This window comes from Aquabacterium sp. T101 (assembly GCF_057219775.1).
Window position 1 is genome coordinate 96,401 of the sequence record NZ_JBXVVZ010000010.1, and the last position, 12,986, is coordinate 109,386.

Here is a 12,986-nt window from a genome sequence, read left to right on the forward strand (position 1 = left end):
TGAGCGTCCACCCGGGTGCGGGCCCGGGGAAGGCTCGGGAGATTCCCGAGGGTGACCCCGCTGCGGGCCGGGTCGGCCGTGCCGCTGCCGCCCACGCTGGCGCCCAGGCCGGCAGCTACGCCGGCCGGTCCCACCACGCCCCTTCGAGCGCGCCCCGCAGGTGCTCGATGAACGAGCTGACCTTGCCCGGTACCAGCTTGGGCGACGGATACACCGCATGGATCTCCTGCGTGGGCAGGGTGAAGCGTTCCAGGATCGGCCGCACGGAGCCGTCGGCCAGCGACTCGCGCGCCACGTAGCATGGCAGGATCGCCACGCCCAGGCCCTCGCGCGCGGCCGCCAGCACCGCCGACAGGTTGTTCGACCGCAGTGGCCCGCGCACTGGCACCACCTGCTCGACGCCGTCGGGGCCGGTGAGCATCCAGCGGTCGTCGCCCTGCACCGTGCTGTAGATCAGGCCCGCGTGCTGCGTCAGGTCGGCGGGGTGCTTCGGCGTGCCGTGCGCCTTGAGGTAGGCCGGCGCGGCCACCATCACCCATGGATTGCGGCCGAGCCAGCGTGCGCCGAGCGTGGAATCGGCCAGGCGGCCCATGCGCACGGCCAGGTCCACGCCCTGCTCGACCATGTTCACGTAGCGGTCCTCGAAGCTCAGGTCCACCGTCAGGCTCGGGTGCTCGCGCATGTAGCGCATGGCCAGCGGCACCAGCACGCGGCGGCCGAACGCCACCGAGGTGCTCACGCGCAGCGTGCCGCCGACGCCGCCCTGCATCAGCGTGGCCAGGTTGTCGGCGGCCTCGATCTCGCTGGCGATCGCCTTGCAGCGGTCGTAGTAGCGCAGGCCCACCTCGGTGGGGCTGACGCCGCGCGTGGTGCGGTGCAGCAAGCGGGCGCCCAGGCGCTGCTCCATCGCCGCCACCGCCTTGGTGGCCGTGGGCTGCGTGATGCCGAACTCGGCCGCGGCCTTGCTGAAGCTGCCGGTCTCCACGATGCGGGCGAACAGGGCGACGGCGGTGACACGGTCCATGGCCCGATCCTAGCCAGTTATTCCGCCGTGGAATAGCAAACATGCCCGCGCTGGCATTCACGCCGCGGCCCCTGCGCCTGACCATCGCGGCCAGTTGGAACCCGAACCCCAGGAGACCGAGATGGCAAAGATGAAGGCCGCCATGGCCGCCGTGCTGGTGATGGAAAAGGAAGGCGTCACGCAGGCCTTCGGCGTGCCCGGCGCCGCGATCAACCCGCTGTACGCCCAGCTGCGCGAGCGGCAGGGCATCGCCCACATCCTGGCCCGCCACGTCGAGGCCGCCAGCCACATGGCCGAGGGCTACACCCGCGCCAAGGCCGGCAACATCGGCGTGTGCATCGGCACGTCGGGCCCGGCCGGCACCGACATGGTCACCGGCCTGTACTCGGCCCAGGCCGACAGCATCCCCATCCTGTGCATCACCGGCCAGGCGCCGCGCGCTCGCCTGCACAAGGAGGACTTCCAGGCGGTGGACATCGCGTCCATCGTCAAGCCGGTCACCAAGTGGGCCACCACCGTGCTGGAGCCGGCGCAGGTGCCGCGCGCGTTCCAGCAGGCCTTCCACCTGATGCGCTCGGGCCGCCCGGGCCCGGTGCTGATCGACCTGCCGTTCGACGTGCAGATGGCCGAGATCGAGTTCGACATCGACACCTACGAGCCGCTGTCCGTGTACAAGCCCGCGGCCACGCGCAAGCAGATCGACAAGGCGCTGGACATGCTGGCCCAGGCCGAGCGGCCGCTGATCGTGGCCGGCGGCGGCATCATCAACGCCGACGCCTGCGACCTGCTGGTGGAGTTCGCCGAGCTGACCGGCATCCCCGTGATCCCGACGCTGATGGGCTGGGGCGCGATCCCCGACGACCATCCGCTGATGGCCGGCATGTGCGGCCTGCAGACCAGCCACCGCTACGGCAACGCCACCATGCTGGCGAGCGACTTCGTGCTGGGCATCGGCAACCGCTGGGCCAACCGCCACACCGGCAGCCCCGAGGTGTACTGCAAGGGCCGCAAGTTCATCCACGTGGACATCGAGCCCACGCAGATCGGCCGCGTGTTCGCGCCCGACTACGGCATCGTCTCCGACGCCAAGGCCGCGCTGGAGCTGTTCGTGCAGGCCGCGCGCGAGCGCAAGGCCGCGGGCACGCTGCCCGACGTGGGCGAGTGGGCCGGCCGCTGCGCCGAGCGCAAGCGCCTGATGCACCGCAAGACCCACTTCGAGAACACGCCGATCAAGCCGCAGCGCGTGTACGAGGAGATGAACCACGCCTTCGGCCGCGACACGGTGTACGTGACCACCATCGGCCTGAGCCAGATCGCCGGCGCGCAGTTCCTCAACGTGTACGGCCCGCGCCAGTGGATCAACTGCGGCCAGGCCGGCCCGCTGGGCTGGACGATCCCCGCCGCGCTGGGCGTGGCCGCCGCCGACCCGACCAAGACCGTGGTCGGTCTGTCCGGCGATTACGACTTCCAGTTCCTGATCGAGGAGCTGGCGGTGGGCGCGCAGTTCCGCCTGCCCTACGTGCAGGTTCTGGTGAACAACAGCTACCTCGGCCTGATCCGCCAGGCGCAGCGCGGCTTCGAGATGGACTTCTGCGTCCAGCTCGCGTTCGACAACCAGAACGTCACCGACCCGGCGCTGCAGGGCTACGGCGTGGACCACGCGAAGGTGGTCGAGGGCCTGGGCTGCAAGGCGCTGCGCGTGACCGACCCGGAGAAGATCCGCGACGCGCTGGTGCAGGCCAAGGCGATGGCGCACGAGCACCGCGTGCCGGTGGTGGTGGAGGTGATCCTGGAGAAGGTGACCAACATCTCGATGGGCACCGAGATCGACAAGGTGATGGAGTTCGAGGAGATCGACTGCCGCCACCCGCAGGGCAAGCAGGGCCTGGAGATGGCCGGCCTGCTGGAGTAAGCGCGATGCCCAAGTTCGCCGCCAACCTGACGATGCTCTTCACCGAGCATCCCTTCCTGGACCGTTTCGAGCGCGCCGCCAAGGCCGGCTTCAAGGCGGTGGAGTTCCTGTTTCCGTACGCGTTCCCGGCCGAGGAGATCAAGGCCCGGCTCGACGCCCACGGCCTGAAGCTGGTGCTGCACAACCTGCCCGCCGGCGACTGGGACGCCGGCGAGCGCGGCATCGCCTGCCTGCCCGACCGGGTGGACGAGTTCCGCAACGGCGTGGGCCGCGCGATCGTCTATGCCAGGCAGCTCGGCGTGGGCCAGCTCAACTGCCTGGCCGGCAAGGCGCCGGCCGGCGTGCCCGAGCCCATGCTGCGCGCCACCTTCGTGGGCAACCTGCGCTACGCCGCGGCGGAGCTGAAGGCGGCGAACCTGAAGCTGCTGATCGAGCCGATCAACACCTTCGACATCCCCGGCTTCTTCCTCAACCGCACCGCGCAGGCGATCTCGATCCTGGACGAGGTGGGCGCGCCCAACGCCTACCTGCAGTACGACGCGTACCACATGCAGCGCATGGAAGGCGAGCTGGCGGCGACGATCGAGAAGCACCTGCCGCGCATCGCGCACATCCAGATCGCCGACAACCCGGGGCGCCACGAGCCGGGCACGGGCGAGATCGATCACGGCTTCCTGTTCCGCCACCTCGACCGCATCGGCTACGCCGGGCACGTGGGCTGCGAGTACAAGCCCGCCACCTCCACCGAGGCCGGCCTGGGCTGGCTGCAGCGCTACGCGCTGTGACGCATCGATCGGACACCTCCGCATGACATCGCAACCGCAGAAGATCGGCTTCATCGGCCTGGGCATCATGGGCGCGCCGATGTGCGGCCATCTCATCGCCGCGGGGCACCAGCTGTTCGTGCACACGCGCAGCAAGGTGCCGCCGGCGCTGGTCGACTCCAGCGCCACGCTGTGCACCACCGCGCGCGGCGTGGCCGAGCGCGCCGACATCGTGTTCCTGATGCTGCCCGACACGCCCGACGTGGAGCGGGTGCTGTTCGGCGAGCAGGGCGTGGCCGCGGGCATCGGCGGCGGCAAGGTGGTGGTGGACATGAGCTCCATCTCGCCCATCGCCACCAAGGACTTCGCCGCGCGCGTGCGCGCCACCGGCGCCGACTACCTGGACGCGCCGGTCTCCGGCGGCGAGGTGGGCGCGAAGAACGCCACGCTGTCGATCATGGTCGGCGGCGAGGAGGCCACCTTCGACCGCGTGAAGCCGCTGTTCGATTGCATGGGCAAGAACATCACGCGGGTGGGCGGCGTGGGCGACGGCCAGACGGCCAAGGTGGCCAACCAGATCATCGTGGCGCTGAACATCGAGGCGGTGGCCGAGGCGCTGGTGTTCGCCGCCAAGGCCGGCGCCGACCCGGCGCGCGTGCGGCAGGCGCTGATGGGTGGCTTTGCGTCGTCGCGCATCCTGGAAGTGCACGGCGAGCGCATGATCAAGCGCACCTTCGACCCGGGTTTTCGCATCGAGCTGCATCAGAAGGACCTGAACCTCGCGCTGTCCTCCGCCCGTGCGCTCGGCGTGTCGCTGCCCAACACGGCGACGGCGCAGGAGCTGTTCAACGCCTGCTCGGCGGCGGGCGGCAAGGGCTGGGACCACTCGGCCATGGTGCGGGCGCTGGAGAAGCTGGCTTCGTTCGAGATCGGCGGCTGATCTCTCTGGCCGCTGGCCTCGCTGGCGCTTCGGCGTGGACTGCCGATGTCCGCGCGGCCCGGGCGTGGGCGGACGGGGGCGGGCGTGCAACGTCGGCGGTCGCCGCGTTGCGGCGACTGCCCTGCGGTGCTCGGTCTTGCGGCCCCGTGGCCGGACTCGCTTCGCTCACTGCGTTCGCTGCGCTCGGACAGCGTCCACGAGTCAGATGACGAAGCGCGCTGCGCGCGCGGCCGCAATCCCTGCGCGCCTCGGCGCCGCCCCATGCACGCCCGCCCCCGCCCGCCCGCGCCCGGGCAGGCAGGCACGGGTTCGCAACGAGGGGGGCACGCCTCTTCGGTGCCGCGCACCGCCCGCCACGACGCGCATCCATCGGCAGGCGACGAAACACGCTCAGGCATAACATCGCCGCACCATGCCGCCGCTGCCTGAACCTACCCCCGACACGCTTGCTGACTGGCTGGCCGGCGAAGCGGCCGTGCTGGTGACGGTGCAGCGCACGCAGGGCTCGGTGCCGCGGGACGAGGGCACCTGGATGGCGGTGTTTGCGGATCGGCTGCTCGGCACCATCGGCGGCGGGCACGTGGAGCACGAGGCGGTGGCGCTGGCGCGCGCGGGGCTGGCGGGCGGCGCGATGCCGGCCGAGCGACGCTATGCGCTCGGGCCGTCGCTGGGGCAGTGCTGCGGTGGCGTGATGCACCTGGGCTTCGAGCGCCTGGCCGCGGGGCAGGGCGCCGAGGTGCAGGTGCGGCTGTTGGCGGCGCAGGACGCGCGGCGCCTGCCGGTGGCGCTGTTCGGCGGCGGACATGTGGGGCGCGCCATCGTGCGTGCGCTGCAGCCGCTGCCGGTGCGCGTGTGGTGGGTGGACAGCCGCGACGAGATCTTTCCGCCCGGCCTGCCGCCGCAGGTGTCCACCGAGCATTCCGCGCCGGTGGAAGCCGCCGTGGCCGACGTGGCGCCGGGCTCGCGCGTGCTGGTGATGAGCTTCTCGCACGCGGAGGACCTGGAGATCGTGGCCGCGTGCCTGCGCCGCATCCGCGAGCGAGACGACCTGCCCTTCGTGGGCCTGATCGGCAGCCGCAGCAAGTGGGCCACGTTCCGACATCGGCTCGAGGCGCGCGGCTTCGGCGCCGACGAGATCGCGCGCGTCACCTGCCCCATCGGCGTGCCGGGCGTGGTGGGCAAGGAGCCCGAGGTGATCGCCGCCGCGGTGGCGGCGCAGCTGATGCAGCTGCGCTGAGATCAGCCGCCGCGGCGGTGCCGCGACGCAGGACCGATGAAGTCAGCCGCCGCGGCGGTGCCGCGACGCCTGGGGCGACAGCGCGTTGGGGAAGTACAGCGCCGTGAGGCTCTTGCTGTGCACCGGGCTTGCGCGCACGGGTTCGCCCGTCTCCGCGAACTGGCGCCAGTCGCGCACCCAGTGGATGGCGTCGCAGGCTTCGAGCATGCCCATGGTTTCGCGGTCGCCCACCAGCACTCCCTGCACGTGCAGGCCGAGCTGCGTGCGCGCGGCGTCGAGCTTGTCCAGCGTGGCGCGCACGCAGCCGAACTCGCCGTCGCTGACGATCAGCAGGTCGGCGCCGTGCCAGCCGGCGTCGTGGATCGACTCCACCGCGCGCTCGATCGGCGTCTGCACGTCGGTACCACCGTCGAAGGCCTGCGACATGAGCGCCAGCGTGGCGGCGAGGCCCTCGGCACCGGCGGCGAGCTCGCTTTCCACCACCTCGCCCGGGCCGCCGAAGGCCACCACGCGGCAGCCGCGCCCGGCCGCGTGCGCCGCGCGCAGTGCCGCAATGGCCACCGCCTTGGCCACATGCTCCGGCGCACCGGCCATCGAGCCCGACGTGTCCAGGCACAGCACGAAGGGGCCGCGCCGCTGCGCCTGCACGGCGGTGGGCGGCGGCGCCGCGTCGGGCCGGCCCTGCGGGTCGGGGCGATGGTCCACCACGCGCGCGGACGTGTCGTGGGCCAGCAGTCGGCCCTCGGCGCGGCGCGCGCGCCACAGCCGGCCGAGCACCGGATGACGCAGCCACAGTGCCTCGCTCGGCAGCATGTGCTCGATGCGCGAGTCCAGTCGGATGCCGGTGATCTCGCCCGGCGCGCCGGGCAGGTCGGTGGCGATGGCGCGCACCGGCTGGCGCCGCGACGGCAGGGCCGCGGGCTCGGCCGGAGCCGGGCGTGCGGCGCCACCGGGTTCGCGCCGGCCGAGCGCGTCGATCAGCGCCACCACGTCGGGCAGGCGCGCCAGCCGGTCGGCCGCGCGCCGCGCCTGCTGCCAGCCGCGCTGGCGCAACTGGCCGCGCAGGTCGGCCCAGGCCAGGTGCGCGCCGCCGGCCAGGTCGCGCAGCAGGGCCAGGTCCGGCTCCAGCGACTGCGACTCCAGCGTCCACTCGGCGCGGAACTCCTGCGCCGCCTGCGCGATGGCCTGCGCGCGCGTGAGGCGCGGCTGCAGGTCCACCAGGCGGTCCAGGTGCCAGAGCAGGGTGCGCAGGATCTGCTCGGCCAGCGCGTCGATGCCGCGCGCCAGCGCCGGCAGACGCAGGTCGGCCACGGCCTGCCGCAGCGGCGCCGTGGCGGCCGGGTCCGCAAAGTCCGCCTCGGCGTCGGGCAGCTCGCCGGCTTGCAGCGCGGCCAGCCACGCCTGCGCGTGGGCCAGCCGGGCCTCGCGCGTGCCCACGGCGGCGGTAAGCACCGGCAGCCACGTGCCGCGCGGCAGCGCGGCCAGCTGGTGGTAGGGCGCGTCGAGCGCGCTCGACGCAGCGGAGGGCGCAGCAGCGGCGGTCACGGGCCGGTCAGGCCGCCGTGGCGGGCGCGGCCGCGGAGGCCGAAGGCGCCGAAGGCGTTGAAGCGGCGGGCGCTTCCAGCGCCACCGGCGCGGGCGGCGATGCATCGCCGGCGGTGTCGTCGCAGGGCAGCCCCGCAAAGCCCGCCTGCGTGTCGGCCAGGCGCGCGGCCCGCTCGTCCAGCCAGTGCAGCGCCTGCGCATGGGCGTCGGCCACGCGCGCCACCAGCGACGGCGGCAGCCACACGCGCGCGGCGTGGGCCTGCGCCAGCGTGGCGGCGTGCTGAGCGATGCGCTCGCGCGCGTCGGCCACCTGGGCCTGCACCTGCGCCACCTGTGCGACGCGGGCGGCGATGTGCACGGAGCTCCAGCGGCGCGCGAGCCGCTCCTCCAGCCGCGCGGACACGATGCGCGCCATGCCGCCTTGCGGGTCGTCGGTCGCGCCCAGCGCGCGCGCGAGCGCCAGCTTGCCGGCGCCGTCGTCACCGTCCTCGCCCGGCATCTGCCTTTCCACCGACAGCTGCTGCTCGAACGCCTGCACCGCCCGCTCCAGCCAGGGCGCCTGCGCGGGCGGCAGCGCGAACACCGCGTCGTCCACCCAGGCCTGCAGCGCGGGCACGGCCTCGGGCCGCGACGCGGCCACGTAGGGCGCGAGCCAGAGGTCCAGCGTGTCGAGCGTGGTGCGGCCTTCGGCCGCGGCCGCGGTGCGCGACAGCGCCACCAGCTGGCGCCAGCGACGGTCCGACAGCGCGGGCTCGCCCTGCGCCGCCAGGTGCGCGCGCAGCGCGGTGCAGGCGGCGACGAAGCCGTCGCCCAGCGCCACGTGGCGCGCGGCCTGCGCGATGGCGTTGCGCTCGGCACCTTGAAGCGCGGCGGCGTCGGCGCCGACCGGCGCGTCGTCCTCCAGCGCCAGCAGCGCGGCAAAGCGCTCGTCGCCCACCGGCGCCACCGGCACGCGCACCAGGAAGCGGTCGAAGAAGGCCTGCAGCGCGTCGTCCACCGGCACCTCGTTGCTGGCGGCCACCACCGAAACCAGCGGCGTGCGCAGGCGGCCGGTGCCATTGTCGAACTCGCGCTCGTTGAGCAGCGTCAGCAGCGCGTTGAGGATGGCCGAGTTGGCCTTGAACACCTCGTCCAGGAAGGCGATGCCCGCGGTGGGCAGGAACCCGTCCACCAGGCGCTCGTAGCGGTCGTCTTCCAGCGCCTTGAGCGACAGCGGGCCGAACAACTCCTCCGGCGTGGAAAAGCGCGTGAGCAGCCGCTCGAAGTAGCGCGTGCCGGCCAGCGCCCGATGCAGCCGCCGCGCCAGCGCGCTCTTGGCCGTGCCGGGCGGCCCGATCAGCAGCACATGCTCGCCGGCCAATGCCGCCAGCAGCGACAGCCGCACCGCCGCGTCGCGCTCGAGCAGCCCATGCTCCAGCGCCGCGAGCAGCGCGCGCAGGCGGGCGGGGGAGGGCACGGAAGCGGGTGCCATGGGGTGATTGTGGTGCACCGGCCGGTACCGGCCCCCGCCCGCGCCGGGGCTTGCCAGGGCAGAGGCCCCCCCACAGAATCGGGCGGGCAAAACGCCGCTTTATGCAGCCGCCGGAATGGCCCGTTTGGACGGCCGAAACGGGGAGAAAAACAGATGCATCAAGGACTTGCAGGAACTGCGCAGGGATGCTTTATGCAGCAGGCTCCGGTTTTATCCAGTCTCCCGAAAACACGTTAGGCGTCATGTGAATCTTCGGCGAAACAACATCCGCTGATCCGACTGCCAATGCCACGCGGAGTCTTCAGAAGAGTCTTCTTGGTGGGGAGCTATGCCGTCAAGACACCGCGCCTCCAAAGCTTCGCCAAGGGCTTGCGAAGCAACCGATGGGAAAGGGAAATGTGGTTCTACTGGCAGCCGCGCTTTCAATGGAAGACGCTTTGTCCGGTGCTCTGGGCTGATTCGTGCGGTCTGATTGTCGTCATGCCCAGAGCAATACAACCGGTGCCACAAGAGCAGGTGGATGCGCTGCCCGACTACTACCCCGACATCACGGCCGAAACGAAGCACGAGGACTACGGGATCTTGGGTGGACAGATCGTCGCTCTCGACTACGGGATCCCCTTCGCAGACACAGTGCGCGAGCGGCGTCGGTACTACCAAGGCTTTGGCGGCAACGCCGCTGCCGAAATGCCGCGATGACGCCTAACCCTTCGCTGGAGCCGACTCGCACCGGCATGGCACTTGGCCCGCCTCCTGGAGTGGTACATCATCCATCCGGCGGGCCAAGCGCCACGCCGGCGCTCGCGGCTCAGCTCAAACGTTAGGCGTCACAGAACCGTGCGCGCGGCGCTCCTCGCAGTCTTGGCCACCTCGGCGCTTGTCAGCGCGTGCTCGGAGAGTACGAACAGTACGGGCACGATCAGCAAGCGCATCGGCGAGGCCGCGAGGCAGCCTGGTGTCAGCGAAGTCGACCTAGGCCGTCTAACCACCTTTGGCTGGGACCGCGTCTACGTCTTCAAACCTGGCGCAACACGCGAGGAGATGTGCCGCTTCCTCGGCGCTAGTCGCAACATCTGCGGCCGGGTTATCCGCGTGGAGCGCACGCCCGAGGGTCATCTCGCCATGGTCTTCGACCTTCGGGGGCAGGTCACACATTTCGAGTTCCACGCCCTCGACAATGGGCGCTTCGACGTCTCGTTCGGAGATAGCGGCATACCCCGTGCTGCAGCCGTCTTCAAGGTTCGGCGCAGTAGCGGAACCAACGAAGTCTGGCTGGAGAGCAAGTGACGCCTAACCCCTCGCTCGAGCCGACCCGCTACGGCAGCCAACGCCTGGCCGCTCCGGGCTACAGTAGTCATCGTCCCTCCGCAGCCAGTCGTCGTCTGCCTCCGCGGGCGGCTCAGCTCGAACGTTAGGCCTCACAACCACCCCCATTGGAGAGCTCAGTGCAGTTCGCCTTAGATTTCGCCTCTCAGTACTGGGCATGGCTGTTCCCGGTCACTCTCATCCTTGTGCTGCTCTGGTTCCTAGAGCAACGCAGACGGATCAACCGTCAAATGGAGCTGCAGCGTCTAAAGGAATACATGCGCATCCGTGATATGCGCGATTCTTCCAGAACCCCGGACGAACCAAGTGCTTTCCAGTTGCTTCTCGGGCAACCCGATGTCACGTTGCGGCTCTTGGAAGAAGTCTACGAGGTACCTCGCTACCCATACTCGCGCAACTATGGCTCCGCTGACGCCATACGACTTCAGGCGCTTGACGGCATTCAATCAGAGCTCAGGGACTCACTCCGCAATTCTGTCAAGACTTCTGACTTCTCCCAGACCAAGGATCGCATTCTGGCGCTGCTTGACCAGGTGCGAATTGAGCGGGCGACGCTCCAACAAAAGGAGCCGTTCAACGACATTCAGGATCCAGAGCGGTCGCTGCTCATTGACATCATGTCTGAGATTGATGGATCGAAGTCGATTGTTCGACAGAAGGCACTGCAGCTTGCCAGCATCATCAAGATCAAGCATCAGGACCTTGCGAAGCTACAAACCGAGAACGCAAAGGCTGCTGTCTGGACAAAGTGGGGCACTGCGGGGACTGTTGTTTTTGGCTTACTCTCAATCGTCCTATCGATCTTGACTGTCAAGTCGTAGAAGCTATTGCCGCAGTGAGGCCTAACCCCTCGCTCAAGCTGACCCGCTACGGCAGGCGCTGTAAGCCTGGTCCGCGGCACATGGTGCATCATCGCGAACCAGGCTTACAGCGCCCGCCTCCGCGGGCAGCTTAGCTCGAACGTTAGGCGTCATCAATGGATCCGTTGCGCATCGCCGAGATTTCGGAAGAGGCCCACTCGGCGTTTGCAAGCGACGTCGAACTCCCGCCCGCACTCACGCTGCGTGGCGGCGACGCCATAGACAACGGCAAGACGCCGCCTAGCTTCGACCCGCAGCTTGACGAGATCACCGACGAGTATGTCGAGGCGTACCACTGGGGCTTGCCGCACCTAGATGCCCAGTCTTGGCGACATGCGCTGCCTTTCCTTCTCTCCTACGCAGTGAGAACGCTTGAGAAGCCATCCGCTGCGGTGGATGCATTGCTCAGCAGCTTGCGCCCACCGGACCGAACTCCACCTCGTTTAGCGTCGCTTTCAATCGAGCAAGAGGCGATCATCTCCAGAGTCCTTGATGTCTTGTGCTTCTCTCCTGAATCGGCCTATCACGAATTGGCCTGCCAAACGACTGAGGAATGGTGGGCACCAAACGCTATGTATCGCCCGCCGAATGACGCCTAACCCTTCGCTGGAGCCGACTCGCACCGGCATGGCACTTGGCCCGCCAGCCGGTGTGGTCCATCATCCGGCCGTCGGGCCAAGCGCCATGCCGGCGGCGGCCCCTCAGCTCAAACGTTAGGCCTCACAATTGACGACCATGCGCGTTCAGAACCTTCTAGTTCTAAGTGCGCCTTTGTCTAATGCAAGACACTAGGTGCGATCGGCCTCGATTGGAGGAAGAGAATGAGAGATCCAATGAAGTTTGGCTACAGCAAGGATGGCAAACTAGTGCCGATTGAACAACTTGCACTGGCCAATGCGATCGCAGACATCGACGCCAAGCTCAACACTCTTGAGCCCGAAACGGTGCGTACGGGCGCAGAAAAGCTTCGAAAGCTCCTTATAGAGAATGGCGATGTCGTGACCGCGCAAGACGAGGAGATGTTTGTGTTGTGGACCGAGGGGGTTATTGAATTCAGGAACGTCGAAGACCACTTCGGCCAGCGGTTGCGGCGCGCAGTCGCAAGCAAGTATCAAAGTGGCACGAGTGAGGCCTAACTCCTCGCTCAAGCGGAGCGCCAACGGCAGGCCGCCAGGCCCGCGAGGCGGCATTGGCTATCCTCCGCCTCGCGGGCCTGGCGTCCTGCCGTCGTCGCCCGCTTAGCTCGAACGTTAGGCCGCACTACATCCGCCGAATCTATGCAGACAGAGTCCATTGCTCAGGCGTTTGCGGGCCTTCTAGAACGACTTGCGCTTAACCAGGACGAGCGCGTTCGAGAGATGTTTGAGGCCATTCGAGCCGGGAAGGTAGAGCTACACGCCCACCATACCGGCGCCTCGTGCTCGGAGCTAGCGAGAACGTATCGCGTACGGAGCGAGATTGCCGCAACACAAGGCAGGAGTGAGCTGGCTGCAGAGATGAAGCGATTTGCCCTCGATTGCGAAGCCAACGCTGAGCAAACTTGCACGTTCTGGGTCACGTCGGGAGCCACCTTCTCGTACCTGGCCTTCGAGCTCGTACCTTCAAGAACCATTTCCTGGTGCCTCAAGCTTCCCGGACCCATCGCGAGCCAACCCGAGAGTGCGGCCTAACCCTTCGCTGGAGCGGGACCTCCGCCGGCCTGGCACTTGGCCCGCGAGGCGCTCGCTGTCATCATCCGCCTCGCGGGCCTAGCGCCATCCCGGCTCCGGCCCCTCAGCTCAAACGTTAGGCCGCACATGGCGACCTGGTCGCAAATCACCATTCAGCCGAGCGGGGCAGCTGTCGACTCGCTGCGCGAACACTGGCGCTGGCAGCTCGGCGAGGACTGGACTCCCCTCATGTTTTCC

At 69.1% G+C, this 12,986-nt stretch carries 12 protein-coding genes; 9 read left to right on the plus strand and 3 right to left on the minus strand.

Annotated elements, in window-relative coordinates; genetic code table 11:
• Positions 1-115: 115 nt before the first annotated feature.
• A complete protein-coding gene (locus tag AC2EAQ_RS18515; protein WP_484645915.1) occupies positions 116-1,024 on the minus strand; it encodes a LysR family transcriptional regulator in 909 nt (302 codons plus the stop codon).
• A gap of 121 nt (positions 1,025-1,145) precedes the next feature.
• Here AC2EAQ_RS18515 and gcl point away from each other — a divergent pair, with 121 nt between their 5' ends.
• The 4 genes from gcl (at position 1,146) to xdhC (ending at position 5,877) form a co-directional block, all read left to right on the plus strand.
• Entirely contained in the window at positions 1,146-2,936 is a 1,791-nt protein-coding gene (gcl, locus tag AC2EAQ_RS18520; protein ID WP_484645916.1) for a glyoxylate carboligase, read from the plus strand.
• 5 nt (positions 2,937-2,941) lie between these two features.
• The gene (gene hyi / locus AC2EAQ_RS18525; RefSeq protein WP_484645917.1) at positions 2,942-3,721 is read left to right on the plus strand and encodes a hydroxypyruvate isomerase; all 780 of its coding nucleotides are present in this window, start codon (positions 2,942-2,944) and stop codon (positions 3,719-3,721) included.
• A gap of 22 nt (positions 3,722-3,743) precedes the next feature.
• Complete coding sequence (gene glxR, locus AC2EAQ_RS18530; protein ID WP_484645918.1) at positions 3,744-4,640, plus strand: 2-hydroxy-3-oxopropionate reductase; 897 nt, start codon at positions 3,744-3,746, stop codon at positions 4,638-4,640.
• Between the two features lie 412 nt (positions 4,641-5,052).
• Complete coding sequence (gene xdhC / locus AC2EAQ_RS18535; RefSeq protein ID WP_484645919.1) at positions 5,053-5,877, plus strand: xanthine dehydrogenase accessory protein XdhC; 825 nt, start codon at positions 5,053-5,055, stop codon at positions 5,875-5,877.
• A gap of 42 nt (positions 5,878-5,919) precedes the next feature.
• On the opposite strand, the gene AC2EAQ_RS18540 is transcribed toward xdhC, so the two are convergent.
• Both AC2EAQ_RS18540 and AC2EAQ_RS18545 read right to left on the minus strand, forming a co-directional pair.
• Complete coding sequence (locus AC2EAQ_RS18540; protein ID WP_484645920.1) at positions 5,920-7,422, minus strand: vWA domain-containing protein; 1,503 nt, start codon at positions 7,420-7,422, stop codon at positions 5,920-5,922.
• A gap of 7 nt (positions 7,423-7,429) precedes the next feature.
• Positions 7,430-8,893 (minus strand): AAA family ATPase, encoded by a 1,464-nt coding sequence (locus AC2EAQ_RS18545; protein WP_484645921.1) that lies wholly within the window; start codon positions 8,891-8,893, stop codon positions 7,430-7,432.
• Positions 8,894-9,289: 396 nt separating this feature from the next.
• On the opposite strand from AC2EAQ_RS18545, the gene AC2EAQ_RS18550 reads away from it, so the two are divergent.
• The 5 genes from AC2EAQ_RS18550 (at position 9,290) to AC2EAQ_RS18570 (ending at position 12,215) form a co-directional block, all read left to right on the plus strand.
• A complete protein-coding gene (locus tag AC2EAQ_RS18550; RefSeq protein WP_484645922.1) occupies positions 9,290-9,592 on the plus strand; it encodes a hypothetical protein in 303 nt (100 codons plus the stop codon).
• Positions 9,593-9,730: 138 nt separating this feature from the next.
• Positions 9,731-10,180, plus strand: a complete 450-nt coding sequence (locus tag AC2EAQ_RS18555) for a hypothetical protein (protein ID WP_484645923.1) — start codon at positions 9,731-9,733, stop codon at positions 10,178-10,180.
• Between the two features lie 158 nt (positions 10,181-10,338).
• Positions 10,339-11,040, plus strand: a complete 702-nt coding sequence (locus AC2EAQ_RS18560; RefSeq protein WP_484645924.1) for a hypothetical protein — start codon at positions 10,339-10,341, stop codon at positions 11,038-11,040.
• Between the two features lie 155 nt (positions 11,041-11,195).
• The gene (locus tag AC2EAQ_RS18565) at positions 11,196-11,678 is read left to right on the plus strand and encodes a DUF6714 family protein (RefSeq protein ID WP_484645925.1); all 483 of its coding nucleotides are present in this window, start codon (positions 11,196-11,198) and stop codon (positions 11,676-11,678) included.
• A 234-nt stretch (positions 11,679-11,912) separates the two neighbouring features.
• Positions 11,913-12,215: a hypothetical protein gene (locus tag AC2EAQ_RS18570; protein WP_484645926.1), complete on the plus strand. Its 303-nt coding sequence runs from the start codon at positions 11,913-11,915 to the stop codon at positions 12,213-12,215.
• Positions 12,216-12,986: the final 771 nt, after the last annotated feature.

Bases quoted from the DNA above. Each gene is read 5' to 3' on its own strand.
- AC2EAQ_RS18515 (WP_484645915.1), bottom strand. From the start codon at position 1,024: ATGGACCGTGTCACCGCCGTCGCCCTGTTCGCCCGCATCGTGGAGACC.
- gcl (WP_484645916.1), top strand. From the start codon at position 1,146: ATGGCAAAGATGAAGGCCGCCATGGCCGCCGTGCTGGTGATGGAAAAG.
- hyi (WP_484645917.1), top strand. From the start codon at position 2,942: ATGCCCAAGTTCGCCGCCAACCTGACGATGCTCTTCACCGAGCATCCC.
- glxR (WP_484645918.1), top strand. From the start codon at position 3,744: ATGACATCGCAACCGCAGAAGATCGGCTTCATCGGCCTGGGCATCATG.
- xdhC (WP_484645919.1), top strand. From the start codon at position 5,053: ATGCCGCCGCTGCCTGAACCTACCCCCGACACGCTTGCTGACTGGCTG.
- AC2EAQ_RS18545 (WP_484645921.1), bottom strand. From the start codon at position 8,893: ATGGCACCCGCTTCCGTGCCCTCCCCCGCCCGCCTGCGCGCGCTGCTC.
- AC2EAQ_RS18550 (WP_484645922.1), top strand. From the start codon at position 9,290: ATGTGGTTCTACTGGCAGCCGCGCTTTCAATGGAAGACGCTTTGTCCG.
- AC2EAQ_RS18565 (WP_484645925.1), top strand. From the start codon at position 11,196: ATGGATCCGTTGCGCATCGCCGAGATTTCGGAAGAGGCCCACTCGGCG.
- AC2EAQ_RS18570 (WP_484645926.1), top strand. From the start codon at position 11,913: ATGAAGTTTGGCTACAGCAAGGATGGCAAACTAGTGCCGATTGAACAA.